This is a genomic window from Streptococcus massiliensis DSM 18628, from assembly GCF_000380065.1.
In the GTDB taxonomy this organism is placed as follows: domain Bacteria; phylum Bacillota; class Bacilli; order Lactobacillales; family Streptococcaceae; genus Streptococcus; species Streptococcus massiliensis.
Window position 1 is genome coordinate 18,614 of sequence record NZ_KB904447.1, and the last position, 26,211, is coordinate 44,824.

At 40.1% G+C, this 26,211-nt stretch carries 24 protein-coding genes and 1 pseudogene; 7 read left to right on the plus strand and 18 right to left on the minus strand.

The window, feature by feature from the left end:
• Window positions 1–16: 16 nt before the first annotated feature.
• Window positions 17–829 (plus strand): Cof-type HAD-IIB family hydrolase, encoded by an 813-nt coding sequence (locus tag A3I3_RS0109905; protein WP_018372529.1) that lies wholly within the window; start codon window positions 17–19, stop codon window positions 827–829.
• Window positions 830–847: 18 nt separating this feature from the next.
• Here the strand turns inward: A3I3_RS0109905 and A3I3_RS0109910 are convergent, their stop codons facing one another.
• Window positions 848–1,219, minus strand: a complete 372-nt coding sequence (locus tag A3I3_RS0109910) for a TIGR02328 family protein (RefSeq protein ID WP_018372530.1) — start codon at window positions 1,217–1,219, stop codon at window positions 848–850.
• 128 nt (window positions 1,220–1,347) lie between these two features.
• Here A3I3_RS0109910 and pepT point away from each other — a divergent pair, with 128 nt between their 5' ends.
• The gene (gene pepT / locus A3I3_RS0109915; protein ID WP_018372531.1) at window positions 1,348–2,571 is read left to right on the plus strand and encodes a peptidase T; all 1,224 of its coding nucleotides are present in this window, start codon (window positions 1,348–1,350) and stop codon (window positions 2,569–2,571) included.
• Between the two features lie 43 nt (window positions 2,572–2,614).
• Here the strand turns inward: pepT and A3I3_RS11260 are convergent, their stop codons facing one another.
• From A3I3_RS11260 to A3I3_RS0109980, 13 genes are all read right to left on the minus strand, one after another.
• The gene (locus tag A3I3_RS11260; RefSeq protein ID WP_018372532.1) at window positions 2,615–6,541 is read right to left on the minus strand and encodes a pneumococcal-type histidine triad protein; all 3,927 of its coding nucleotides are present in this window, start codon (window positions 6,539–6,541) and stop codon (window positions 2,615–2,617) included.
• A 13-nt stretch (window positions 6,542–6,554) separates the two neighbouring features.
• Entirely contained in the window at window positions 6,555–7,481 is a 927-nt protein-coding gene (locus A3I3_RS0109925; protein ID WP_018372533.1) for a metal ABC transporter solute-binding protein, Zn/Mn family, read from the minus strand.
• A gap of 322 nt (window positions 7,482–7,803) precedes the next feature.
• Window positions 7,804–8,811, minus strand: a complete 1,008-nt coding sequence (locus A3I3_RS0109930) for an alpha/beta hydrolase fold domain-containing protein (protein WP_018372534.1) — start codon at window positions 8,809–8,811, stop codon at window positions 7,804–7,806.
• A gap of 4 nt (window positions 8,812–8,815) precedes the next feature.
• A complete protein-coding gene (locus A3I3_RS0109935) occupies window positions 8,816–10,201 on the minus strand; it encodes a PTS transporter subunit EIIC (RefSeq protein WP_018372535.1) in 1,386 nt (461 codons plus the stop codon).
• Window positions 10,202–10,333: 132 nt separating this feature from the next.
• The gene (locus A3I3_RS0109940) at window positions 10,334–11,083 is read right to left on the minus strand and encodes a DeoR/GlpR family DNA-binding transcription regulator (protein ID WP_018372536.1); all 750 of its coding nucleotides are present in this window, start codon (window positions 11,081–11,083) and stop codon (window positions 10,334–10,336) included.
• Between the two features lie 138 nt (window positions 11,084–11,221).
• A complete protein-coding gene (locus A3I3_RS0109945) occupies window positions 11,222–12,178 on the minus strand; it encodes an ABC transporter permease (RefSeq protein WP_018372537.1) in 957 nt (318 codons plus the stop codon).
• 1 nt (window position 12,179) lies between these two features.
• Window positions 12,180–13,238 carry an ABC transporter permease gene (locus A3I3_RS0109950; protein ID WP_018372538.1) on the minus strand — a complete coding sequence of 353 codons (1,059 nt, stop codon included), beginning with the start codon at window positions 13,236–13,238 and terminating at the stop codon, window positions 12,180–12,182.
• Entirely contained in the window at window positions 13,231–14,766 is a 1,536-nt protein-coding gene (locus tag A3I3_RS0109955) for an ABC transporter ATP-binding protein (protein ID WP_018372539.1), read from the minus strand. The genes A3I3_RS0109950 and A3I3_RS0109955 overlap by 8 nt, the downstream gene beginning before the upstream one ends.
• Window positions 14,767–14,905: 139 nt before the next feature.
• Window positions 14,906–15,295 carry a cytidine deaminase gene (locus tag A3I3_RS0109960; RefSeq protein WP_018372540.1) on the minus strand — a complete coding sequence of 130 codons (390 nt, stop codon included), beginning with the start codon at window positions 15,293–15,295 and terminating at the stop codon, window positions 14,906–14,908.
• The gene (gene deoC, locus A3I3_RS0109965) at window positions 15,282–15,944 is read right to left on the minus strand and encodes a deoxyribose-phosphate aldolase (RefSeq protein ID WP_018372541.1); all 663 of its coding nucleotides are present in this window, start codon (window positions 15,942–15,944) and stop codon (window positions 15,282–15,284) included. The genes A3I3_RS0109960 and deoC overlap by 14 nt, the downstream gene beginning before the upstream one ends.
• 130 nt (window positions 15,945–16,074) lie before the next feature.
• The gene (locus tag A3I3_RS0109970) at window positions 16,075–17,130 is read right to left on the minus strand and encodes a BMP family lipoprotein (RefSeq protein ID WP_018372542.1); all 1,056 of its coding nucleotides are present in this window, start codon (window positions 17,128–17,130) and stop codon (window positions 16,075–16,077) included.
• Between the two features lie 152 nt (window positions 17,131–17,282).
• Window positions 17,283–18,560, minus strand: a complete 1,278-nt coding sequence (locus A3I3_RS0109975; protein ID WP_018372543.1) for a pyrimidine-nucleoside phosphorylase — start codon at window positions 18,558–18,560, stop codon at window positions 17,283–17,285.
• Complete coding sequence (locus A3I3_RS0109980; RefSeq protein WP_018372544.1) at window positions 18,560–19,147, minus strand: class I SAM-dependent methyltransferase; 588 nt, start codon at window positions 19,145–19,147, stop codon at window positions 18,560–18,562. Before A3I3_RS0109980 ends, A3I3_RS0109975 begins: the two co-directional genes overlap by 1 nt.
• Before the next feature lie 92 nt (window positions 19,148–19,239).
• Here A3I3_RS0109980 and coaA point away from each other — a divergent pair, with 92 nt between their 5' ends.
• The 4 genes from coaA to A3I3_RS0110000 all read left to right on the plus strand — a co-directional run bounded on the left by coaA (window position 19,240) and on the right by A3I3_RS0110000 (window position 22,566).
• Window positions 19,240–20,160, plus strand: a complete 921-nt coding sequence (gene coaA / locus A3I3_RS0109985) for a type I pantothenate kinase (protein ID WP_018372545.1) — start codon at window positions 19,240–19,242, stop codon at window positions 20,158–20,160.
• A 68-nt stretch (window positions 20,161–20,228) separates the two neighbouring features.
• A complete protein-coding gene (gene rpsT, locus A3I3_RS0109990) occupies window positions 20,229–20,465 on the plus strand; it encodes a 30S ribosomal protein S20 (RefSeq protein WP_026129788.1) in 237 nt (78 codons plus the stop codon).
• Between the two features lie 46 nt (window positions 20,466–20,511).
• Window positions 20,512–21,021 (plus strand): DNA topology modulation protein, encoded by a 510-nt coding sequence (locus A3I3_RS0109995; RefSeq protein ID WP_018372547.1) that lies wholly within the window; start codon window positions 20,512–20,514, stop codon window positions 21,019–21,021.
• An 81-nt stretch (window positions 21,022–21,102) separates the two neighbouring features.
• A complete protein-coding gene (locus A3I3_RS0110000; RefSeq protein WP_018372548.1) occupies window positions 21,103–22,566 on the plus strand; it encodes an alpha-amylase in 1,464 nt (487 codons plus the stop codon).
• Here A3I3_RS0110000 and A3I3_RS11265 read toward each other — a convergent pair.
• The 4 genes from A3I3_RS11265 to A3I3_RS0110020 all read right to left on the minus strand — a co-directional run bounded on the left by A3I3_RS11265 (window position 22,544) and on the right by A3I3_RS0110020 (window position 25,329).
• Window positions 22,544–22,666: a hypothetical protein gene (locus A3I3_RS11265; RefSeq protein WP_018372549.1), complete on the minus strand. Its 123-nt coding sequence runs from the start codon at window positions 22,664–22,666 to the stop codon at window positions 22,544–22,546. The two genes, A3I3_RS0110000 and A3I3_RS11265, sit on opposite strands and share 23 nt — an antisense overlap.
• Window positions 22,663–24,006, minus strand: coding sequence for a sensor histidine kinase (locus A3I3_RS0110010; protein ID WP_018372550.1), 1,344 nt, complete (start codon window positions 24,004–24,006; stop codon window positions 22,663–22,665). Before A3I3_RS0110010 ends, A3I3_RS11265 begins: the two co-directional genes overlap by 4 nt.
• Entirely contained in the window at window positions 23,996–24,670 is a 675-nt protein-coding gene (locus A3I3_RS0110015; RefSeq protein ID WP_018372551.1) for a response regulator transcription factor, read from the minus strand. The genes A3I3_RS0110010 and A3I3_RS0110015 overlap by 11 nt, the downstream gene beginning before the upstream one ends.
• Window positions 24,671–24,765: 95 nt before the next feature.
• The gene (locus tag A3I3_RS0110020) at window positions 24,766–25,329 is read right to left on the minus strand and encodes a hypothetical protein (protein ID WP_018372552.1); all 564 of its coding nucleotides are present in this window, start codon (window positions 25,327–25,329) and stop codon (window positions 24,766–24,768) included.
• 719 nt (window positions 25,330–26,048) lie between these two features.
• Between A3I3_RS0110020 and A3I3_RS10340 the strand changes: the two are divergent.
• Window positions 26,049–26,211: pseudogene (locus A3I3_RS10340) on the plus strand (ISL3 family transposase); the annotation flags it as partial.

Genomic DNA, 26,211 nt, shown 5'->3' on the forward strand with positions numbered 1-26,211 from the left:
GAAATGAGGAGAAAAGATGATTAAACTGATTGCTCTTGATATGGACGGAACCCTTTTAAATAATGAAAAGAAAATTCCTCAAGCGCATATTAAAGCCATTCATCAGGCGATTGAAAAAGGGGTCAAGCTGGTGCTCTGCACAGGTCGTCCTTTAGTGGGAGTCAAGCCTTACTTTGCAGAACTAGGGCTAGGATCAGAAAACGAATATGTTATCATTAACAACGGCTGTTCTACTCATCAGACTAGTGATTGGAGCCTAGTTGATTGGCGCGAGTTAAGTGTGGATGATATTTACTACCTTTATGATATCGCTCAAAAAACTCCTGCCCAGCTAACACTTTTTGACCAAGAACACTATTTTGTCGTTGGTGAGGAACCGAGCGAACTCGTCACATATGACGCTAGTCTGGTCTTTACTACGCCTACTTGTATTTCACTAGAAGAGGCAACAAGTGGGAAAAGAATCATTTTTCAGGGAATGTATTTAGCCCCAGAAAAAGAACTAGACCTTTTTGAAAGCAAGTTTGGTTCAATCCTTGAAACGCGCTTCAGTGGCGTTCGTTCACAACCAGTCATCTACGAAACCATGCCCAAAGGCACAACCAAGGCGACTGGACTTGCCCGCTTGACTGAAAAATTAGCCATTAAGCCAGAGGAAATCATGGCGCTGGGCGACGCCAACAATGACATCGAAATGCTCGAATTTGCTGGTCTGGGCGTGGCTATGGGAAATTCCGACGACCATGTCAAAGAATTAGCCGACTACGTGACCGACAGCAACGACCAGGGCGGCGTTGCCACAGCTATCGAAAAATTTATTTTATCATAAAAAAAGATGAGAAAATTCTCATCTTTTTTCTACTTCAATCCCTTTCCTTAGCAGATTATCCAGACATTCTGTCAAATAGGCTGCGTCGTGCTCTGGATAAATAGGATTTGCTAGCGCTTCGTCTGCTAGATGAGCATGGGCTGCTATAGCTTTGCCACGGTAATCCTTATCATACCAGTCCTCATCTGGCTGATAGCCCCGCTTTTTCATCTCCTCCATGACCAGGACATGATAGGCATAAAGCCTGTAAGGGCTATGCTCAAAAACATAATCGACCGTTGCGTGCTTTCTACCCCAGCCCTTGCCGCGCAGTGCCGCACATTCGCGATGCTGACCCAGGAGCTGCTGCCTAGGAAGAAAAGCAAGCAAGTCTTGATGCCATAATCTCATGGTTTCTCCTTGTTTGATGATTTGGGCAAACGACCTGACTTTTCTTAAACTGTAAAATAGGATTGTTGCCCGCTTTTTAATATGCTATACTAGTGCTAGTAAATAGTATAACATAAAAAGGAGACGGTATGAAATACGAACATTTGCTAGAACGCTTTTTGACCTATGTTAAGGTCAATACTCGCTCAGACGAGACTTCAACGACCACACCGAGTACGCAGAGTCAGGTTGATTTTGCGCAAAATATCCTGCTGCCTGAAATGGAGCGCGTCGGTTTAAAAGACGTGCATTATCTGCCAAATGGCTTTGCAGTGGGAACCTTGCCTGCGACTGACAGCCGCTTCAAGCATAAAATCGGCTTTATTTCTCACATGGATACGGCGGATTTTAACGCCCAAGGCGTTGCCCCACAGGTCATCGAAAACTACGACGGCTCACCAATTCCTCTAGGAACTTCTGGTTATGAGCTCAATAGCAAGGATTTTCCAAATCTGGGCAATTATCTGGGGCAAACCCTGATTACAACGGACGGCACTACTCTCTTGGGAGCCGATGACAAGTCCGGCATTGCAGAAATCATGACGGCTATTGAATACTTGTCTGCTCACCCCGAAATCCCTCATTGTGAGATTCGGGTCGGCTTTGGCCCTGACGAAGAAATCGGTATCGGTGCCGACCAGTTTGACGTGGAAGACTTCAATGTCGACTTCGCCTATACGGTTGACGGTGGGCCTCTGGGTGAGCTCCAATACGAGACTTTTAGCGCAGCCAGTGCGGAGCTGACTTTCCACGGGCGCAATGTCCACCCCGGAACGGCCAAAGACCAAATGATTAACGCTCTGCAATTAGCCATAGACTTTCACAGCCAACTGCCTGCGACTGACCGCCCTGAGCTGACCGAGGACTATCAAGGCTTCTATCATCTGCTCAAGCTGGAGGGCACGGTCGAGAAGGCAAGTGCCAGTTACATTATCCGCGACTTTGATGAGGCCAATTTTGACAAGCGCAAGGCGCTGATTGAGCAAATCGCTAGCCAGATGAATAAGGAGCTGGGAGACGAGCGCATCTTGATTACACTCAAAGATCAGTACTACAACATGCGACAAGTCATCGAAAAAGACATGACGCCGATTGAGATTGCTAAGGAAGTCATGGAAAAACTAGACATCAAGCCGATTATCGAACCGATTCGCGGCGGGACAGACGGCTCAAAAATTTCCTTTATGGGGATTCCGACGCCAAACCTCTTTGCCGGTGGTGAAAACATGCACGGCCGCTTCGAGTACGTCAGTCTCCAAACTATGGAACGCGCTGTGGATACCATTGTTGGGATTGTTTCTCATATAAATTAATTTAGAGCAAAAAACTCTTGGATTTTTCCAAGAGTTTTTTATTTTAGTTTATTTCTTCTAAAGTCAAAAAGTTTACTGTCTTAGTTTTGCCGTCAGAAGTCGTAAAGGTGGCATTTTTGGCATTAGTATCAAAAGTAATGCGATCTGCTCCCACATTGTATTTAAGAGCTAATTTAACTAGTTTGGCCTGAAATTCAGCAAGTGACATACCCATTGCTTCGGCTTGCGCTTTTTGAGCCTTTTCATAGTCGTCTAGCTCTTCTTCCTTATCCTCGCTGTTTTCACCAGTGTAGTCGTTTTCTTCCTCCTTCTTCTCATTGTCGTCTTTGTTCGTATCGTCCGGAGCTTGGTTGCCACCATTTTTGATGTGGTCACTATCATTACCCCAACCGTTGTCTGACTTAGGACGATCATTTGGATTTTCGATATAATATTTCACCGTCGCGAGAAATTGCTCCATACTGTAACCGTCTGGCGCATGGTAAAGTCCTTCGTCAAACCAAGAAAGACTGATATTATGATAATGGGCGTAATGAGGAATAATCAACTGACCGTTGCGATATTCAACTGCATAGGCAGTGCTATACGGCATTTTTTCCACTGGAACAATCTTGGCTGCTTTCACACGCTCGTAAATGGCTTGTGCACTTTCCTTACCTGCATCTGGTTTCTTATCTGGTGCGGGTTTTTCTTTTTTATTCGTCAAACCTTTTTCTTTACAATAAGCATCTGCTGCTGCCCGTTCTGCTTCAGACAAGTCAGACTTAGGAATCCAGTGGGTATGACCTATGTGTGGTGTGATGTAAGCATCCCCTTCATCACTCGTAATATCCTTCACATCAAAGATATAGCCGTCTGAAGTCGTATAACGTCCTGCTGCCTTAGCTGCTGCAATTTCTTCAGCTGTGTAAGCGATTTGTGAATTTGGCTTGCCTGCTCGCTCTGGGTGTTGTATTTGGCTAACAAGCGCTTGTACTTCTGACCAAAGTGCCGATTTATCTGTTTCAGGGTTAGATAACTTATCTAGAAGTGCATCAACCTTATCGAAATCTTCATCTGAACCAGAATTATCTTCAAGATAACGATGAGCACCCATCAAAAGCTCGTATAGTTTTGCATAAAGTTCTGGATTTTCAGGTTTACGATTTTCCTCTGCTGTCTGAAGTGCTTGTTTCACTTGTTCTAACAGATTTTTAGCAGCATCAAGTACATTGTTTTTATTAGTGTTACTACCCTTAAGGGTTTGCTTGAGATTCGTCAATGTAGCTGTTAATTTGTTTTTTGTTGCTGTATCTGTAATTTTCGCTAACATCTCTTCAATTTGAGCAAAAACTTTTTCAATTTCAGCACTGTCTACTTCTTCGTAAGGTTTTGGTGCAAAATTACCATAAATACCTGTTAGGAAGTTATAAATATTAGTCTTGTAAGTATGACCATCTAATCGGTTGCTATCCAAAGCCGTCTTAACAGAGGCATCTGCTTTCTTTCCTGACGCGGTTACGTACAAAACTTCATTTTTGGTTTGATAAAGGTCAAGGAAAAGTTCATTTAGATTAATGGCTTCGATCTTAGCTTGGGATTTATATAATTTCATAGCTAGATTGGTAACCTTGTCAGCCAATTCCTTGCTAAGACGATTGTCATCTGAATTCTCATAGAAAAATTTGAGATATTCTACCGAAGTAATACCTGTCCGCGATTGAAAATCATTCAAAGCTGTCAAAAGTTTTTCAACTTGATCCATGGTCAAACTATCCTGAGCCACTTTGGCGGTTTGAAGCCTAATTAACAATTCTTTCTTGCTAATCTTATAACTATCTGTATCCATGATTGCAAGTTTATCAACTAAGGATTGGTATTTCTTATCTAATGTAGTTGGTTCCGTTGGCTTAACTTTGTTGTCAACATGGATATATTGCTTATCAAATTGCGCTAAACCATTTAAGTAGCCCGCCGTTGAATTGCTTGGCAATTTCTTCATTGTTTCAACAAATGCTCCCAAGGCCATTTCAATTCGACGTTGCTTCAGTGGATCATTGGCATAAAGTTTACGACTTTCTTTAAGTAAACTATCAACCTTAGCTAACACAACTTTTTGGTCAAAATCACCAACAATATAAGCTGGTTGGAGGGCTGGAATACGCGATTTCAAAGCCTGTGACACGCCCTTAGACTGCACTTTTATGTAGTGATTATGGTCTCCGTGGGGAATGACAAATTGTCCATTTTCCACCTGAATGGTATAAGGGGACAAGCCCGAACGCAGGGCAGTCGTGTAGAGTTCATTGAGGAAGTCCAGCTCATCATTGCCCGTCACTAAAGGAATACGCACGTGCTCCTTGCGCACCGCATAGGGGTGAACATGGGTCGGGTCATAGGCTTGGTCTGGATTGTTGAAGACAAAGTAACCGTTGGAAATCCGAATGGCTTCCAGAGGAACGCCGTAGGTTTTGGAGATGTATTGGATTTTTTCTTCATCGCTAGCATCGCGAGAAAAACGATCTACATCTTCAATGGTTGGTTTAGCTGGTTCAGTTGATTTTTCACCTTGCTTTTGCAGTTGTGCTTCTGCTGCTGCAATCTGCTCAGCCGTCAAATCTTTCTTATAGAAGTAATGATTGTGATTTCCGTGTTGGACAATATATCCTTCATCATCTTTACCAATAACATGCTCAGCATGGAAATCGTGGTCACCTTCCTCCTGCGGTTTTTCTTTGGGCTGCTCTGGCTTCGGCTGTTCGGTTTTTGGTGTCTCAGTCTTTGGTTGCTCCGTTTTTGGTTGATTGGCTGGTGGATTTTCAGCCGTTTTCGGGTAAGTTGGCTGGTTAGCGATTGGTAAGTTTCTAGCAATGTATTCCTCTAAAGGCGACATGTCTTTATAGTAAATAAAGTGATAATGATTACCATGAGGTACCGACACACCTGTTGCCGTTCGCTTAACGATTTTCGCAGGATCAAAGACTAAACCATCTGATTCCACGTGACGTTGACTTTGAGGTAGGCGATAGAGCTCCTGCAAACGATCTTGCCAGCTCTTTTCTGCCGGTTGACTTGGTTTAGGTTGTTCTGGTGCAGGATTTGGATTGTTTGGTTGCGATGGTGCAGGGTTTGGAACAATCGGATTGTTGTTTATCGGAGGCAAACCTTGATTAGAACTTCCATTATTATTTGTAGGTGGTTGCCAACCTGAATTAGCCCCTGGATTATTAAGTGGTGATGTATGTCCTTTATTACCCCCACCTTGCTTACTATCCCAATAAGCCTGCGCTGCTGCAAGTTCACTAGGTGACAGATCACTCTTAGGAATCCAGTGAGTGTGATTACCATGTGGTACGATAAAACCATCACCCGTATCTTCAATCACATCAGTTGGACTAAACACGTAACCATCATCAGTTGTGTAACGCCCTTGTTTATCACGATGACCCGAACCACCTAAGTTACTAGCGCCAGAGATCCCATTTTCACTAGCACCATGAATACCCTTTTGCCGAGTAATTTCCTCCTTGGTCCGAACATTGGTTGTGTGGTTTTTATCTTTGAGATAAAGGTAGTATTTGCCATTAACCTTGATAATATAACCATCTTTAACCTCATTAACAATATCCGCATCATTAAGGACATAGTTTGGATCTTTCATGATCAACTCTTCTGATATGATGGCATCATAAGGCACCTTGCCATTATAGTAATGATAATGATCGCCATGCGATGTTACATAACCTTGGTCAGTAATTTTGACAACAATTTGCTCTGCGTTGATCCCTTCTTTGGCACTGACTTGATCAGGAGTCAAATTTTCTGCCTTGCTTGCCTGGTTTTTCTTACTTGACTTAGCATCTACATAAGCAACGCGGTTATCTTTTTTGTTCGCTTGATTCTGGCTCTCTTGAAAACGCCCCAACTCATAACTGCAAAGACTAAGAGCAGCGACTAAAGCAACTGAACCTGCAATGTATTTTTTCTTCATAAATTCCTCACTTCTATTTTAATTCTTTAGCTAAAATCGCCAAATTTTCTTCTAAATTTTCTATAAACGACTTATCATTAGCCGGATCTGCTTCCAATGGATTTAGTGTTTTTAACTTGACCCCTGTTGACTTGACCAAAGTTTCTGCTACTTTAGAAGAGGCATTACTTTCAACAAAAATTGTTTTTACTCCGTAGCGCTTAACAAACTCTTGAATCTCTGTCAACTGGCGCGGGCTCGGTTCTTGCTCTGGTGAAATGCCTGCAATCCCCAGTTGAGTTAAACCAAATCGTTTCGCCAAATAAGCAAAAGCTGTATGTTGGGTCACAAAGGTTTTTTGTTTAGCAGATTTGAATAAAGGCTCATATTTTTCGACTAATTTTTGGGCTTGTTTTTTAATTGCTTGAGCATTTTTTTCATATGTAGAACGATGTTTTTCATCAAGTTTAGATAATTGTTCGGCAATAATCCCTGCTTCTTCGGCTACCTTATCAGGATCCAACCAAGTATGCGGATCGTAAAGCGTTTTTTTATCAACTCCTTCACCAGCTTCCATATCCTCCAAACCAGGTACCCGCTCTAGCTTCATTCCTTCAGAAGCCTCAAGCACTTTTACCTTAGAATGCTGTAAATTAGGATCTAAACTTCCCGCCCACGACTCCAAAGTGCGAGAATGGTAAACAAAAACATCTGCATCATAGATGGCCGCTATATCATTAGCAGACGGTTCAAAAGAGTGAATACCGCTACTTGACTGAATCATTTTTACATCATTGAGGTCTCCAGATACCTCTTTTACCAGAGAATAAATCGGGTAAAAACTAGTCACTATCTTCATTCCACCACTCACCTTATTTGCTTCCTTTTTCCCATGACAAGCAGTTAGAACCAAAAATAAAACAAGTACTACTAGACCTCCATAAAAATTTTTTCTTTTCATATTTCCTCCTTAACCAGTTTATTAACTAGTTAAATATACCATTAGAAGCTTAACCTGTCAAGCATTTTTTGTAAAAATAGAGTTTTTTAAACCTTTTCTTAAAAGAGAAAGCTCTAAAATAAAATTAGATATTGGAAAATATGAAAAAAACATCTCAGAGAGATGTCATTGTGATCAACAAAAACACAATTAGAAGAACTCTGAGATGTAAAATATAGTATATACGTGTTTATTTAAGAATTAAGAGGCAAAAGAAATTCCACAGACCGGTTTTGATTTTACTGTTATAACTTGCTGGTTTCTTTTATCAAATCATAAATTTTTATATATGGTTAATATACTGAGAAATTTTATTGATACAGATTAGAGTTTCATTACAAAAGCCCAGCCTTTCAAAAAAACCATGATCCACTCCCTTAAACATTATGATATCAACACAAGTTTCTTGCAATTTTTCATTTATCAAATAACGATTGCTCCACCTAAAATAATCAAATTCTGCCTCGATATATAACATTCGTGGGATATTCACATAGTTATCACAATTTAAAATATTTTTATATATTTTTTTAGTGGCTAACTCCGAACTGAAATATAATTTATTAAAAAAATCCATTTGTTGTTTAAATTTTAAAAGACGAGAATTCAATATTTCCTCTTGATCTGGTAAAATGTGATATTTTTCAAGAGACCATCTATATTTTTGATTTCTGGTAGGTGTATTATCTACACATCCATAAATATTGATAATACTGTAAAATTGCACTGTTGGATAATTCAAAGCTAACATTATCCCCAAATTCACACCTGCACTGTCACCAATCATTATTATTTTATTAGTACTCCATCCGAATTTCCCAGCATTCTTTACTATCCACTGATAAACAGCAAAACAATCTAATAAACCTGCCGGGAAAGGATTTTCGGGCGCTAGGCGATAATTAATAGCTACAAGCGTACAACCCGTTTGCTCTACAATAAGCTTTATTTGATTCTCATATTGAAAAAAATTTCCACCAACAAACCCACCACCGTGAATGAAGTAAAGAACTTTGTCAGATTTGTCCTTTAATATTTTAGAACGGTAAACACCAACCTCAATCCTTTTATTAATTAGCTGATAGTTTTTATCAACATTGCCATTTGAAAAATCTATATTCTTTTTCCCCATTTGTCTTCTAATTTGAGTAATAGAGATATTTTCAAATGACAATTCTTGTTCAAAATTTTTATTTAAATCTCCTGAGTTTTGTATTTTTGTTAAAACACTTTGAGAAAATTGATTATCTTTACGACCCTCTAAATTGATTTCTAGCTCTGATTTTATCAAACGATCACCCTTTTCTACTTTCCGCTAATTCAATATCTTCTAACATACTGTCATCATAGCCGAAGAAATAAGTCAAAACTGCTGTGAGGATAAAAGCACCAAAATAGCCGACTAGAAATCCCACAAAACCTGTTCCAAAGTAAGCTGGGAAAGTAGGAACAGCTGCAACGGCAACAGCGACTGCTCTTGCGCCCGTCGCTCCAGCAATCGCACCACCAATACCACCTCCTATGATTGCCATAATAAAAGGTTTTTTAAATTTTAAATTAACAGCATAAATGGCTGGTTCTGAAATTCCAAAAAATCCCATAATCGTTGTTGGTGTTGTGGTTTTCTTTAATTCTTTGTTTTTTGTTTTTAAATAAACACCAAATGTCGCACCAGATTGAGCAATGATACTAGGACCGAAAACTGCCAAAATAGTATCAAAACCAAATTTTTCAATATTTGAAAAGATGATCGGAAACAATCCCCAATGAATACCAAAAACTACCATTACTTGAGCTAGCGCTCCAATAAATCCGCCTGCAACCGTTGGATTCCAAGTATATATAGTTGAATAAATATGTGCAATAACATTACTAAGTGTTGAACCGATTGGACCAAAGATAATTATTGTGATTGGAACAACAACTAAAAGGGAAAAGAATGGTGCTAATCTACTTCTTATAGACTCTGGCAATAGTTTAGCCTCAATTCTTTCTACATAACTTAACAGTAAAATAGCAAAAATAATTGGAAATACGCTGCTTTTAAAAGCTGTTAAAACAAATGGGATTCCTAAAAAGGTTAACTTAGCTCCACTATTATAAAGTGAAGTAATATTTGGATATAAAAGTGCTCCTGCGACAGTCACCGAAACATATAGATTCGTTTTAAACCTTCTGGATGCTGTAATAGCCAATATGATTGGAAGAAAGTAGTAAAGACTGTCCGAAGCAGCATTCAGAATTTCATAGGTTCCTGTACTGGTACCCAACCAGCCAACAGCAACTAGAATACTCAACACTCCTTTTAAAATACCAGCTCCTATCAGAACATCAATCAAGGGAGTAAACAGACTGGATACAATGTCAATTAGCCCTGAAAAAATATTTTTCTTTGAGTACTCTTTTGCGTCATCGGGAACAGCACCTACTCCTTCTCTATCCATAAATTCTTCTAATACTGGGTAATAGTAGATCACATTAGGACCAATAACTACTTGGACTTGGCCTGCCGCTTCGACAACTGACATAACCTCTTTAAGGCCTTCTATTGCTTTACAATTGACTAGACGAGTAGTTTTTAGATCAAATCTAAGTCTTGTCGAACAATGAGAAAAATTTATAATATTTTCTTTACCACCCAGATTTTCAACTATAACTCTGATAATCTCTTTTTTATTCATGATGTTTTCTCCTTTAGTTCTTTCAACCTCATGGTAGCAAAACACTCATTTAATTTCAATATTTGCTTAATAATCTGATTTTTGTGCAAAGAAGATGATTGGAATCAGCTATTTTGCTCATTTTCAATCATTTTAGAATAGATAATCAATATTATTTTCTTCTAGGTACGTTACAAAGTCTTGTGGAAGTTGCTTATCTGTAATAAAACAATCAATATCACTGAGCGATAAGCTTTTAAAAAGATAAGAGCGATTTATTTTTGAATGATCCGCTACTAAAATGACTTTTTTAGCGTGTTGACGAACAATTTTTTTAAATAGTGCTTCCGTCTCTAAAACCTCAGAAATAGTATAATCACTGCTTACTCCTTTACAAGAAATAAAAGCAATATCTACTTCAATATCTCTCATAAATTTTTCGGTTATTGAGCCACTAACTTTACCATTTGATACTTGTCCTCCAATCATATATAAGCTATGACTAATATTTCCCTTATCAATTAGATCTGCCGTTGATAAATTCGTTGTAAAAATAGTCAAATGTTTTTTCTCCTGCAACAAATGACCTAGATATTGACAGGTCGAGCTAGAATCTAAAAATATAGAATGATAATCTGCAATATAATCTAAAGCTAAATCAGCTATTTTATTTTTTTCAAAACTATTGACAAAATATTTTAATTCAGTTGGATTCTCAATAAAATCATCATCAATGACTATTGCACCACCAGAAACTCTTTTAATCAAATGAAGATTTTCTAAAACGGCCAAATCTCTCCTTATAGTACTCTCGCTATAGTTAAATTTTTTAGCTAGATCTGAAGTTCTAAAAAATTTTTGTTTCTTTAAATATTTTAATATTTCAGTTTGTCGTTTATTCATCGCTTTTTCTCCTTATCCTTAAAAAGTTCCCTGTACCTATTATTTTACCATTTAAACAATAAAAATCTTCTCATATAGCATGAGAAGATTTTAAAACCAAATAATATAGAGACGAAAATCTTTTAAACACCCTTCCTCTTATTTTGACTTAATATAGTTGATACCATCTGCTTTTGGTGCTACTGCTTTTCCAAAGAATGCTGCAAGAACCACGATGGTTAAGACATAAGGTGCGATTTGCAAGTAAACTGTTGGAACTTTTGATAAGAATGGTAACTGACCACCGATAACTGCCAAACTTTGTGATAAACCAAAGAATAGACTCGACAGCATAGCACCGATTGGACTCCATTTCCCAAAAATCATAGCGGCAAGGGCGATGAATCCTGGTCCGATAATCGTCGTTGCAGCAAAGTTAACGGAGATTGATTGAGCGTAAATAGCTCCTCCAATACCTCCAAGAAAACCTGAGATTAACACTCCATAGTAGCGCATCAGATAAACATTAATCCCTAAAGTATCAGCCGCTTGTGGATGTTCCCCTACTGAGCGCAGGCGCAGTCCAAACTTAGTTTTAAACATGATGAACCACGCTAGGAAAGAAAAGGCAACTGCAAGATAACCCATAATACTAGTGTGTTTGAAGAAAATATCACCGATCACAGGAATGTCTGATAAAATAGGGAAATTAAATTTACCAAAGGATTGCTGAATATTATCCGTCTGCCCTTTTCCGTAAAAGGCTTTAACTAGGAAGATTGCAAGTGCTGGCGCCATCAGATTAAGCACCGTACCAGACACAACATGGTCTGCTCGAAAATTTATTGTTGCAACCGCATGAATAATCGAAAAGAGCAAGCCAACAAGGCCACCGACAAGTAAAGCCAGCCAAGGGGTTGCAGAACCAAAAGAATCTGCAAAAGTTAAGTTAAAGACAACGCCCGAAAAGGCTCCCATAACCATGATTCCTTCAAGTCCGACATTAACAACGCCGGCATGCTCAGAATAAGCCCCACCGATAGAGGTAAAAATCAAGGGTGCTGCATAAATCAGCATTGAAGAAACCAATAAGGATAACATGGTCACTAAATTCATCTTAATTTCCCCCTTTCAGTCTTTTACGTGGTTTAATGAATTTCTCAATAATGTAGTGAACAGCAACGAAGAAGATAATAGCTGCTGTTACAATGCTAACTAATTCAGGTGGAATTGAAGCCTTATTCATTCCGGGTGCTCCAATTTGGAGGACAGCAAATAGAAAAGCTGCAAAAAGAATTCCAATCGGTGAGTTATTAGCCAGCAAGCTGACGGCCATACCATTAAAGCCAACGGCCAAGGAACTACCTTGAATATAAACATTTTGGAAAGTACCAAGACCTTCAACTGCTCCACCTAGCCCCGCTAGTGCACCAGAGATGATCATTGATAAAATAATCGTACGTTTAGCAGACATCCCCGCGTATTCACTAGCGTTTGGATTCAGACCGACCGAACGAATTTCAAAACCAAGAGTTGTTTTCTTTAGTAAAAACCAAATCAATACTACGGCAACAATGGCAAAGAAAATACCGATATTCATCCGTGAGTTATTTGTTAAGGCTCGCAACCACTCGGTTTGATAAGTTGCATTAGCAGAAACCTGCTTACTAGAGTCAATACTTTGCATGACAGATTTTGGAAAATGATGAATAAAAGCATTGCTGACATAAAGGACAATGTAGTTCATCATGATGGTAACAATAACTTCGCTGGTCCCTAGGTAAGCGCGTAAGACACCAGGGATTGCACCAATTATACCTCCAGAGACAATAGCAATGAGAATCGTCATCGGAATCATAATCACTCGTGGCATATCAGGGTTGCTAAGCGCAAACCAACCAGCCATTACCCAACCAGCCAAAGCCTGACCAGGAAGCCCGACATTAAAGAAGCCAGCTCGACTAGCCACTGCAAAACCGAGAGCAATCAAGATTAGCGGCCCCATAGCACGAGCAATTTCACCTAGACTTCTCAGACTACCAAAAGCGGTATTAAAGAGCTCCTCATACCCCCAGATGGCATCATAGCCAAAAATCCACATCACAATCGCGCCCAAGATAATTCCTAGGAGAACGGAAATCAAAGGCACAGCAATTTGTTGCATTTTCTTAGACATGTGTCTCCTCCTTTTTCAATTCTCCACCAGCCATGAGAATACCCAATTCTTGTTTGTTGGTTTCTTCTGGCAATACAATTCCTTGAATTTTTCCATCATGAATAACTGCAATTCGGTCAGAGAGATTTAAGATTTCGTCTAATTCAAAGCTGACAACAAGAACAGCCTTGCCCTTATCTCGTTCTTCAATCAAGCGCTTGTGAATGTACTCAATAGCACCGACATCCAAACCGCGAGTTGGCTGACTAACAATCAGAAGATCAGGGTTCCGATCTATTTCACGAGCCACAATCGCCTTTTGTTGATTACCACCGGAAAGAGCTGACGCAGGTACAAATTCACTAGCTGCGCGTACATCGAACTCTTTCATCAATTTTTTAGCGTAAGAGGTGATGTTGTTATAATTAAGAATCCCATTCTTGCTAAGCGGCTCCTTGTAATAAGTTTGTAGAGCAATATTTTCAGAAATCATCATATCCAGTACCAAACCATCACGATGACGATCTTCTGGTACATGGCTGACTTGCATTTCAGTGATTTTTCGTGGCGAATGTCCTACAACATTTTCACCTTTAATCGTAATCGTACCTTCTTTAACCTTACGAAGTCCTGTGATAGCTTGAACAAGTTCACTTTGGCCATTGCCATCAATCCCCGCAATACCGACAATCTCACCAGCTCGTACATCAAGTGAAAGGCCCTTAACAGCCGGAATGCCGCGATTCTCATTGACAACCAAATCTTTGATTGAAAGAATCACATCCTTTGGATTAGCAGCATTTTTTTCTGTTTTGAAAGAAACGGAGCGCCCCACCATCATCTCAGCCAAATCTTGGTTGGTTGCACCAGTAATTTCCACTGTTTCAATACTCTTACCGCGACGAATAACAGTCACACGATCAGCAACGGCACGGATTTCATCTAGTTTATGGGTAATCAGAATCAGCGACTTACCTTCTTTGACCAGATTTTTCATGATCTTTTCAAGTTCTTCAATTTCTGAAGGAGTCAAAACAGCTGTTGGCTCATCAAAGATTAAAATATCTGCCCCACGATAAAGGGTTTTGAGAATTTCCACACGCTGCTGAGCACCGACAGAAATATCCTCAACCTTAGCAGATGGATCCACTGCTAAGCCGTATTTTTCAGACAGTTCTTTGATTTCTTGAGTTGCTTTTTTAATATCTAAAACACCATGCTTGGTCGTTTCGCTACCAAGAATAATATTTTCCGCAACAGTGAATGCTTCCACCAGCATAAAGTGCTGGTGCACCATTCCAATACCAAGAGCAGCCGCCTTAGAAGGTGAATCTAGTTGAACAGTTTTACCGTTCACAACAATTTCCCCACTCGTTGGCTCCAGAAGTCCAGCTAGCATATTCATCAAAGTGGACTTCCCAGCTCCATTTTCTCCTAAAAGTGCGTGAATTTCACCACGTCTGAGGTGGAGATTGATTTTATCGTTTGCGACAAATTCACCAAAAATCTTGGTAATATCACGCATTTCAATGACATTATCATGTGCCATATCTTTTTTCCTTTCAGAACTCATTTTATTTTAGTAAAACCTGTCTACAATAGGCAAGCTTTACTGAAACAAAATAGCTATCCCAAAAGGGCGACCCGAAGGCCGCACCTTGAGGAATACATTTGAATTTTATTTATAGCTAATCTAAATCCCTGAAAGAATAAGGTAATAATTCTTCTAGAGTCATAACCTTTGTGGATTTATCTTTGGCTACCAATGTAATCAGCGCATCGGGTGCCATAAACTCTGTCATTACTTGGCGACAAGCCCCGCAGGGAGATACTGGTTCTTCTGTTTCACCATAGACGACAAGTTCTGAAAAGGATTGATATCCTTCAGATACTGCCTTAAAAATGGCTGTCCGCTCTCCACAATTGGTCAAACCAAAACTAGCATTTTCAACATTGACACCTGTAAATATCTTTCCATCCTTTGTCAACAAAACTGCACCGATAGGAAAATGCGAATAAGGAACATAGGCTTTTTTACTAACTTCAATGGCTAAATCAATCATTTCAGTAGTCGCCACTAGCCTTTTCTCCCTTCATAATGGCTACACCCGAAGAAGCTCCGATACGAGTTGCACCAGCTTCAATGAATGCAACTGCATCCTCATAAGAACGAGCACCACCAGAAGCCTTAACTCCCATATCTGAACCAACTGTTTGTCTCATCAGAGCGACATCTGCTACTGTTGCACCGCCAGTTGAAAATCCTGTTGAAGTCTTAACAAAATCAGCTCCTGCTTTTTGTGCCAGCTGGCAAGCAAGCACTTTTTCTTCGTCTGTTAATAAACACGTTTCAATGATTACCTTCGTCAAAGTATCACCGCTTGCCTCAACAACTGCTCGAATATCTTCTTCAACCAAATCTAAATTGCCAGATTTAAGGGCGCCAACATTGATAACCATATCAACTTCATCGGCACCATTTGCAATAGCATCCTTAGTCTCAAACGCCTTAACTGCTGGAGTATTAGCTCCCAAAGGGAAACCGATTACCGTGCAGACCTTTACATCGCTGTCTTTTAAAGCTTCTGCTGCAAATTTAACCCAAGTAGGATTCACACAAACGCTCATAAAGTCGTACTCTTTAGCTTCTGCCAATAATGCTTCAATTTGCTTTTGATTGGTTTCTGGCTTTAAAGCTGTATGGTCAATATATTTATTTAGTTTCATACTTCTTACCTTTCCATTAGGCTCAACACCTATTCTACCATTTTTTTGCCTATCTGTAACTAGTTCTAGCAAAAAAGTTTGACGCTTTCAAAAAAAGAGATTAACTTACTGTTAATCTCTTCTCGTCATTTTATTTAGCAGGAACAGTAATTGAACCGTCCAAGATAGCTTTTTTCGCTTCTGCAACTGCTTTAGCTGCATCTTTTGAAAGGTTTGTTTCCGCAAGGTCAACACCTTTATCTTTTAGACCATATGTCAAGTGTTCACCGCCAGGGAATTTCTTGTCTGCTAGTTTATTTGCCAAGTCTTTAACAGTTGCACCAACTTGTTTCAAAGTAGAAGCAAGTACAAAGTTTGAAGATTTACCATCTTTAGAAGTGTAGTTACCATCTTCTTTTTGGTCACGGTCTACACCGATAACCCAAACTTTATCAGCTTCGTTTTTAGTTTCATTTTGCGCTTTTGCTTCGTTGAAGACACCAGCTCCTGTACCACCAGCAGCTTGGAAGATAACGTCCGCACCAGCAGCATATTGAGCAGCAGCGATTGTCTTACCTTTATCAGGTTTGTCAAATGCAGCAGCATAGTCTACTTGTACCTTGATAGTTGGATCTACAGATTTGACACCAGCTTCAAATCCTTTTTCAAAACGAGTGATAACTTCACCTTCGATACCACCGATGAAACCAACTTGTTTCGTTTTAGTTGTTTTAGCAGCGGCTACACCTGCAAGGTAAGCGGCTTCGTTATCAGCAAAGGTTGCAGATACAACATTCTTTTGATCTTTAATCACATCGTCAATAATAACGTAGTTAAGATCTGAGTGATCTTTAGCTGCTGCTTCAACTGCGTTACGAAGGGCATAACCAATACCAAAAATTAGGTTATAATCGCTTGAAGCTGCTTGCTCAAGGTTGTTAGCATATTCAGACTCGTTGGTAGATTGGAAGTAAGTGAAACCTTTATCTTTTGAAAGTCCCTTTTCTTTCCCCCATTCTTGAAGTCCTTCCCAAGCTGACTGGTTGAATGATTTGTCATCAACACCGCCAACGTCTGTAACAATCGCAGGACGAACATCTGATTTTGAAGCTGTATTATCAGACTTCTTTGAGCGATTTCCACATGCAGCAAGTCCGAGTGCTGCGACAGTTACTAGACCAAGACCTAGCCATTGTTTTTTGTTCATTGCTGAACCTCCTAAAAATTTTGCAACAAAGTTGCGAGTTTAAAGATTGTGATAGGATAAAGACGAATATAATTTTGAGAATATGTATTCTTTCCAATCAAATTATACAGAACTAGAAAAAGTGTTTCTATTTGTTCGTATTTAAAGTGTTTTCAAGAAATAATCTCTAAAATTTCTTTCGTTTTTTTCCGCTCATTACTTATTTTAACATTTTTTTTGAATTCTGTAACTAGTTCTTGTGAAATTTTTTGATTGGCATAAATTTTTGACAAAACTTGCCCAGCGGTTACTTTTTCACCGACTTTTTTCTCAAAAACAATTCCCGTTTCAAAATCCAAAACATCTGACTTCACAGCCCGTCCTGCACCCAGTCTCATGGCAAAGAGCCCGAATTCCATAGCTGGCAAGTCAGAAATATAGCCGTCCCCATCAGCCCGAACTTCCAGCACAAATTTTGCACTTGACGGGCGATAGAGGTCTTCCAAGTCTCCGCCTTGTGCTTCAACCATTTGCTCGAATTTTTTGAGAGCGGCGCCATTTTGCAAATGCTCGCGCACCTGTTCTACCGTCTTATCCACATTTGCCAAACCCAGCATAATTTGCGCCAGCTGACAAATGAAATCGGTAATATCCTCACGCCCCTTGCCCTGCAAGATTTCCAAGGCTTCCAAGATTTCCAAGCGATTGCCAATGCTAGTGCCCAAAGGTTGGCTCATATCCGTAATAACGGCCGTCGTACGCCGCCCAACTGCCTTACCAAGATCGACCATGGTTTGTGCCAGCACACGTGCATCATCAATATTCTTCATAAAAGCACCTTCACCGACCGTCACATCTAGTAGGATACTGTCAGCACCTGCGGCAATTTTCTTGCTCATGACAGAACTTGCGATGAGTGGAATCGTATCAACCGTCGCTGTCACATCACGCAGCGCATAAAGGAGCTTGTCCGCCTTGACCAGCTGGTCAGATTGCCCGATAACGGACAGACCGATGTCCTGCACCTGCCGAATAAATTCCTCTTGACTACGTTCAATCTGAAATCCTTTAATAGACTCCAATTTGTCAAGAGTGCCTCCAGTATGCCCTAGCCCTCGCCCGCTCATCTTGGCAACTGGCACACTAAAACTCGCCACCAGAGGCACCAAAATCAAAGTCACCTTATCGCCCACACCGCCAGTCGAATGCTTATCTACCTTGATACCAGAAATGGCTGACAAATCTATCTCTTGCCCCGTCCCTACCATAGTCATGGTCAAGTCAGAAATTTCCCGCGTTGTCATGCCCTTAAAATAAATGGCCATGGCAAAAGCCGACATCTGATAATCCGGCACTGTTCCTGCCACATAACCCTCAATCAGCCACTCGATTTCTTCACGAGTCAATTCCAATCCGTCCCGTTTTTTCTGAATAATATCAACTGCACGCATTATTTCTCACTCCTCAAGATATAATATCCCTTGTCTTTCTTGATAATTTGGCAATTTCCAAACACTTCTTCCATTTTTGCCTTGGCGCTTGGTGCGCCCTGCTTTTTCTGAATGACAATGGTCAAATCGCCACCGTCCAGCAAATGTTCGTAACTTCCAGCAATAACCTGATGAACCACTTGCTTGCCCGCTCGAATGGGCGGATTGCTGATGATATGGTGGAACTGCCCGTCAACTTCTGCATAGATATTCGACTGAAAAATAGCCGCTTCTACTCCATTCAAATCAGCATTTTTCTGCGCCAAATCCAGTGCCCGCTGGTTAATATCAACTAGCGTTGCCACAACACTCTGAGCCTTTACCAAGCTCAAACCCAGCGCTCCATAACCGCACCCCACATCCAGAAGACTTTCTCCCGCCTCAAAATCAAGGCAATTCAGCAAGACCTGACTACCATAATCAACCATTTTTTTACTAAACACACCTGCATCGGTTAAAAAAGTCATCTTTTGCCCCAAAAGATTGACTTTCAACTGATGGATATCGTGTTCTGCATCTGGATTTTCTGCGAAATACATTTTATTCATAAAATTATTCTATCATATTCCTCTAGCTTTTGTAAATCGTTTACATTCCCTCAACAGATATGATATACTAGTTATTTAGACAGGAGATTGAAATGACCAACGAATTTATTCATTTTGACAAAATTAGCCGCGAGACCTGGCAAAATCTACATCGAAAAAGTCGGGCACCTCTCAGTGCAGAAGAGCTGAATTCTATCAAGAGTTTCAACGACCAAATCAATTTGCAGGACGTTGTGGATGTCTATCTGCCCTTGACTCACCTCATTCAGATTTACAAGCGTGCCAAGGAAGATTTGGCTTTTTCCAAGGGGATTTTCCTGCAAAAAAACCTGAAAAAACAGCCCTTCATCATCGGGATTTCAGGGAGTGTGGCAGTCGGTAAATCAACGACTAGCCGGCTCTTGCAAATTCTCCTTTCACGGACTTTTGACAATGCCAAGGTGGAGCTAGTCACAACTGACGGTTTTCTTTATCCTAATGCGATTTTAGAGGAGCGAAATTTGCTCAACCGCAAAGGTTTTCCTGAAAGCTACAATATGGAGCTTTTGCTCGACTTTCTAGATCATTTAAAAAATGGGCAGAGCTATCAAATCCCTGTCTATTCTCATGAAATTTACGATATTGTTTCTCATGAAAAGCAGGATATTGAAGCGGCCGACTTTGTCATTGTCGAGGGAATCAATGTCTTTCAAAACCCACAAAATGAACACCTCTATATGACTGATTTTTTTGATTTTTCCATTTATGTTGATGCAGAGGTAGAAAATATTGAAAAGTGGTACTTAGAGCGTTTCATGAAGTTGTTGGATTTGGCTAAAAACGACAGTAACAACTTCTATCATCGCTTCACTAAACAAAATGAAGAGGAAGTTATCGCCTTTGCTAAGAATATCTGGAAAACAATCAATCTGGTAAACTTAACTGACTATATCAAACCGACTCGAAACCGAGCTGAAATGATTTTGCACAAGTCAGAAAATCACGAAATCGATGAAATTTATCTAAAAAAATAATTTTAGCTTGTCAAACACGATATTTTCAAGTATAATGAGATAGTTAGTATTAAATGGAGGTGAGAACTTTGGCAAATATTAAATCAGCTATCAAACGCGCTGAATTGAACGTTAAACAAAACGAAAAAAACTCAGCACAAAAATCAGCTATGCGTACTGCAATTAAAGCATTTGAAACAAACCCAACTGAAGAGTTGTTCCGCGCTGCAAGCTCAGCAATCGACAAAGCAGAAACTAAAGGTTTGATTCACAAAAACAAAGCAAGTCGTGATAAAGCACGTCTTTCAGCAAAACTTGCAAAATAAGCTCTAACGAGCTTTTTTTCTTGCTCTAAATAAGGAGAAGTTTTTTATGAAAATCGTTATTATTGGCTACTCTGGTTCGGGCAAATCAACATTAGCAAAAAAACTTGCTCAGCACTACTCCATTCCTAAACTTCATTTAGATACTTTGCAATTTAAAGCGAACTGGGAAGTCAGTGAACGCGAAGATATGAAGAATAAGGTTGGCGATTTTTTAAGTGAAAACAATCATTGGGTTATTGACGGTAATTATTCTTGGTGTCATTATGAAAAGCGCTTGGAGCAAGCCGACTTGATTATCTTTATGAACTTCAATCGTTGGAATTCCCTCTATCGCGTAACCAAGCGCTATTTAAAAAATCGTGGAAAAGTTCGTGAAGATATGGCAGCAGATTGCCCTGAAAAACTGGATTGGGAGTTTATTCGTTGGGTTTTAAGAGACGGACGAAAGAAAACTGCTCGTGAGCGCTATACAAAAATTCAACGAACATATCCGAACAAGTTTATCATCTTGAAAAATCAGCAAGAGATTGATCGCTTTCTCAGCCAGCTTATTTGACATTAATTTACGCAAACGTTTGCAAAACACTTCCTTTTTTGATAAAATGAAAATCATCAATTTTTGAAGGAAAACTTTTCTATGGAAAATCAAACTTTATTTCAAGCCTTTGAATGGTATTTGCCTGATGACGGTCAGCATTGGAATCGCTTGGCTCAGGCTGCTCCTGATTTGGCAGCCAAGGGCATTCGTAAAATCTGGTTGCCACCTGCCTTCAAAGCGACTGGCAGCAACGATGTCGGCTACGGCGTTTACGATTTGTTTGACTTGGGCGAATTTGACCAAAAAGGAACAATCCGTACCAAATACGGCACCAAGGACGAATACCTCCAGGCTATCGCTGCGCTCAAAGAAAATGGTATCGAGCCCATTGCCGATGTCGTTTTAAATCATAAGGCAGCCGCAGATTACACCGAAACCTTTACAGTTGTCGAGGTAGCCGCAGACGACCGAACGCAGGTGCTTTCCGAGCCTTTTGAGATTGAGGGCTGGACCCATTTTACCTTTGAGGGACGCAAAAAAGCCTACAACGACTTTGACTGGCACTGGTACCACTTCACCGGCACCGACTACGACGCCAGGAGCCAAAAGTCTGGTATTTACCTCATTCAGGGGGACAATAAAGGCTGGGCAAATGAAGATTTAGTTGATACCGAAAATAAAAACTACGACTATCTCATGTATGCCGACCTTGATTTCAAGCACCCCGAGGTCGTTCAAAATATCTACGATTGGGCGGCTTGGTTTGTGGAAATGACTGGCATTCATGGTTTCAGACTGGACGCGGTCAAGCACATCGATTCTTTCTTTATGAAAAATTTTATCCGTGATATGACCGAGAAATACGGCGACAATTTTTATGTTTTCGGAGAATTTTGGAATGGCGAAGAAGCTGCCAACGATAATTATTTGGACAAGACAGACTATCTCTTTGACCTAGTTGATGTTAAGCTCCATCAGAATTTCTTTGACGCTGGAAAAGCTGGTGCGGATTATGACTTGCGGACGATATTTGACGGGACCTTAGCCAAAAATCATCCCGAAGCTGCAGTCACTTTCGTGGACAACCATGACACCCAGCGTGGGCAAGCATTGGAATCCACCGTTGAAGAATGGTTCAAACCTGCTGCCTACGCCCTCATCCTGCTGAGAGAAGCTGGGTTGCCTTGCGTTTTTTACGGCGACTACTATGGCATCAAGGGCGAACACGCCCAAGAAAGTTTTGCTCAGATTTTGGACAAACTGCTGGAAATTCGCCTGAACTTGGCCTACGGTGAAGAGACTGATTATCTAGACGACCCCAACTGTATCGGCTGGACGCGTCTTGGGCAAGAAAATGCTCAACCAATCGCAGTTATTCTCAGCAATCATTCCGCTAGAAGCAAGCGCATGTTTGTCGGTGAAAATTGGGCTGGGCAAGAGTTCTCTGATTACTTGGGCAACCGCTCTGATACCGTCAGCATCGAGCCAGACGGCTGGGCTGATTTCCCTGTAAATGAAGCCTCTGTCAGCGTTTGGTCACTCAAAGAAAGAACTTCTCCTTAAGGAGAAGTTCTTTTTTGTAGATATTCTTGAACAAAAGATTAAACAAGTGCCAAGCGTAAGTCAGCTCGATAGTCCCCGCGCCGTAAATCAATACTTTCATTTGTTATTTTTTTTCTTGTTATTTTTACTATCTGTCTTTATCGAAACCTTAACCTCAAAAATCGTCCCCTTTGGTCGATTGTCCTTGACCGTAATCGTCCCCTTAAGAGCGTCAGCGATTTGTTTGGCAAGAGATAAACCAAGTCCGAAACCACCTTTTTGCCGCGTCCGAGCCTTGTCTACCCGATAAAAGCGGTCGAAAATTTTCTTCTTATCCTCGGTACGAATACCCGGTCCATTGTCAGCGACACTCATAAAGAGATAGCGGTCATTGGCAGTGACAACAAAGGAAATCTCCCCGTCATCGTCGGTGTATTTGACCGCATTATCAAAAAGAATGGTCATCAACTGCTTGAGCAAGGTGCTATCGGTCTTAATCACCTGCTGAATACGGCTCTCATAGCGGAAAATCTTCCCGTTTTCAGCCGCAATCATGGCATAATTGGCAAAAGTCGTCTCGAAAAAGAGTGGGTCAACCTCGGTAATCTCTGCCTTAATCCCGTCATCGCGCCGCGCCAAGTTCAAGAGATTGGTCGTCAGCATGCGCATGTTCCGCACTTCTTCCAAGCTAGAAGCAATATTTTCACTAGATTCTAAAATGGTCGCTTCTGGCTTTCTAAACAACGTTTCCAAGCGATTTTGCAGCACCGCAAGAGGCGTCCGCAACTCATGACTAGCATTTTCCACAAAAGATTGTTGCTTTTGAATGCTTTCGATCAGTGGTTTCACACTGACGCGCGCTAAATAAAGGCTAGCAATAATCGAAATGAACCAAAAACTAACCATAACGACAGCGATAACCTGCTCATGATTTTGACTAGTCTGTTCAAGTTGGTTGATATTGACCATAATCGCTGCATACTGAATCCCTGAAATCGTATCCCCGCGGTCAATATCAAAAAAGTAAGCCCGATAATTTTCCTTGTGCCCATAAGGATTTTTCACTTGAATGGTTTTTATCTGATTCAGATATTTCTTTTCAAAATGGATCGTACTAGTATTTAAAAAAGAGTTTAAATTTGTTAACACTTCCCCTTTTTCGTCAAATAAAACCGCTTCTGTATTCGAGCTCAGATTGACATTTTCTGGTGGTTGATTATCATCTTCACGTTGTTTCACTTGGTCATAACCTGTAGTCCTCTCCAAGGCTAGACGTAATACAGCATTAGGACTTTGACTAAGCGAATGAAGATTATCATCAACTGTTTTATAAAGACTTGAACGCATAATTTGAATAATAATCAAAGTCATCGCCGAGAAAATGAGTGTAAATACACCAAAGTAGCGGATGAAATATGAAAAATCATCCGCATACCATGTTTTTTTGAGTTTATTCAGCATCTTTTAGAATGTACCCCACACTACGCAATGTTTGTAAATTTTCAGCGAAATTTGTTCCCTTAAGTTTTTTACGAATTTTGGACACGTAAACTTCGACAACAGAAATTGTTGTATCACTATCAAAGCCCCAAAGGCGGTCAAATATCTGTGTTTTGGGTAAAATGACATTTTGATTTTGTAAGAAGTAAACCAGCAAATCAAATTCTTTACCCAGAAGTTCTACTTCCTTACCATCAGCCAATGTTGAGTTGGTAGAAAGATTAACAGTTACATCACCATAAGATAAGCTATTTTCATTAAATTTACCAGAACGTTTGAGTAGGGCTTGAATCCGCATTTTCAATTCTTCTAGGTAGAAAGGTTTGGTTAGATAGTCATCTGCACCCAGTTCAAAGCCGTGTCCCTTATCATTCAGTGACTCTTTGGCTGTCATAATGAGAACAGGGGTTGTCACTCCTTTCTCGCGCAATTCTTTCAGTAATTGAAAACCATCTTTTTCTGGCAACATCAGATCAAGCAAAATAAGATCATACACACCACTTTCTGCCTCATACAGTCCTTCTTCGCCATCAAAGACCTGCATGACATCTGCAAAGTCATCTAAAAAATCAAATACTGAGTTTGATAGTCCGAGGTCATCTTCGACCAATAATATTTTAATCATTTGCTTGCTCCTTTTATGGTTCTGTGAGTAGCTTAATGTGCCTTCCACCACTCAATCTATTCCTCACCTATTATACCACGATTGGAGCAAAACGTTTAAGATTTTGTGCTATTCTTTTCTGTCGTGCTGTTATTTTCTTTAGTCGTTCCATCGGCATTTGATGGTTTGGATTTAGATTTTTTGTTGCCACCCTGTCCTTTTGAAGATTGACCTCCATTATTTTGGGAATTTTCTTGGCCATTTTGTGGTGGTTGTCCGTTTTGAGAATTGTTTCCATTCTGTCCACTCATTTGTGGAGGCATTTGTTGATTACCATTTTGTCCATAACCAGATCCACCCCCATAGGTAGAGTCCTGATTTGAACCAGCTTGATGATTTCCAGCTCCTCCTTGTCCATTCATTTCAGGCGGCATGCCGTTTTGTCCATTTCCCGGAGCACCGCCCTGCCCATTTTGTGGTGGTTGACCATTTTGTTGATTATTGCCTTGTTGGGTCGTTGCATTAGACTTTGTCGCAGCGGCTTGATTTGTTGTCGTTGTGCTACTTGCCAAGGCAGCCCCTGTCACACCTCCAATTAACAGAGACGAGGCTGCAACAATCCCCATCCAAAATTTATTACTTTTTCCTACCACTACCATCTTCTCTTTTTGTTCACTCATTTGAGTACCTACTTTCTTAAACTTTAAGACCTCTTGGTCTCCAAGTATAATAAACTACTAGACTTAAAAAGTTCTGAATTTTTTCTTAAAAGAGGCTAAAATGGACATGTAAAGAAAGTTCAATAGTTCTTCTCTCAGATAAAACCTGTTCAGCAAACAGAAAAATAAGCCAAAGGTACATTAACCTAATTTAGTTTCTGGTTTAGTTTGTAAGAATATAAACAAAAACAGACAAAACAAGGGGACGATAGACTCAACTAAAGCAAGTTTATAAAATCCAAGGAGTCGATTGTCTGAACGTGTCCAAGTTCAAACAATTAGCCGGGATGACTATGCGAATAAAAATAGAAACAAACAATCTAAGCCGACGACGAAGCCAATCACTTCTCAGAGACTCCGTCAGCGCGGCCGACGGGGCTTTTTTCTATTCGTTTTTGTTTGTCAATCGCGGTCGACGGCCCCAACCAGAGCTCATTCAAACAAATAATCGCGATTGATAATTCAAACCTGACTAGGTTCATCCCAACAATCACGATTTTCTTCATAAATTAGTAGACGTTTACTCTGTTGACAAAGTAAAAACAGGACTGGTTATCGGCTCTATAATTTCTGTAGTGGGTAAAACCACTGTAGGAATTATGGAGCCTATTTTGTTGTAGAAAAAAAGTCCCATAAGACCTATAATGAAAAGCGATCAAACCATCATTAGAAAGAATCTTATGGAACAATTAAATTTTATCACAAACTTACTCGGAATTAAAGACCCTAACATCACTATTTTAGATTATGTAGATGCTGGAACACATAAAGAAATCATGGCTAAGCTAGATTATCCCGCTCCTAAATGCCCTCACTGCCAAGGACAAATGGCTAAATATGACT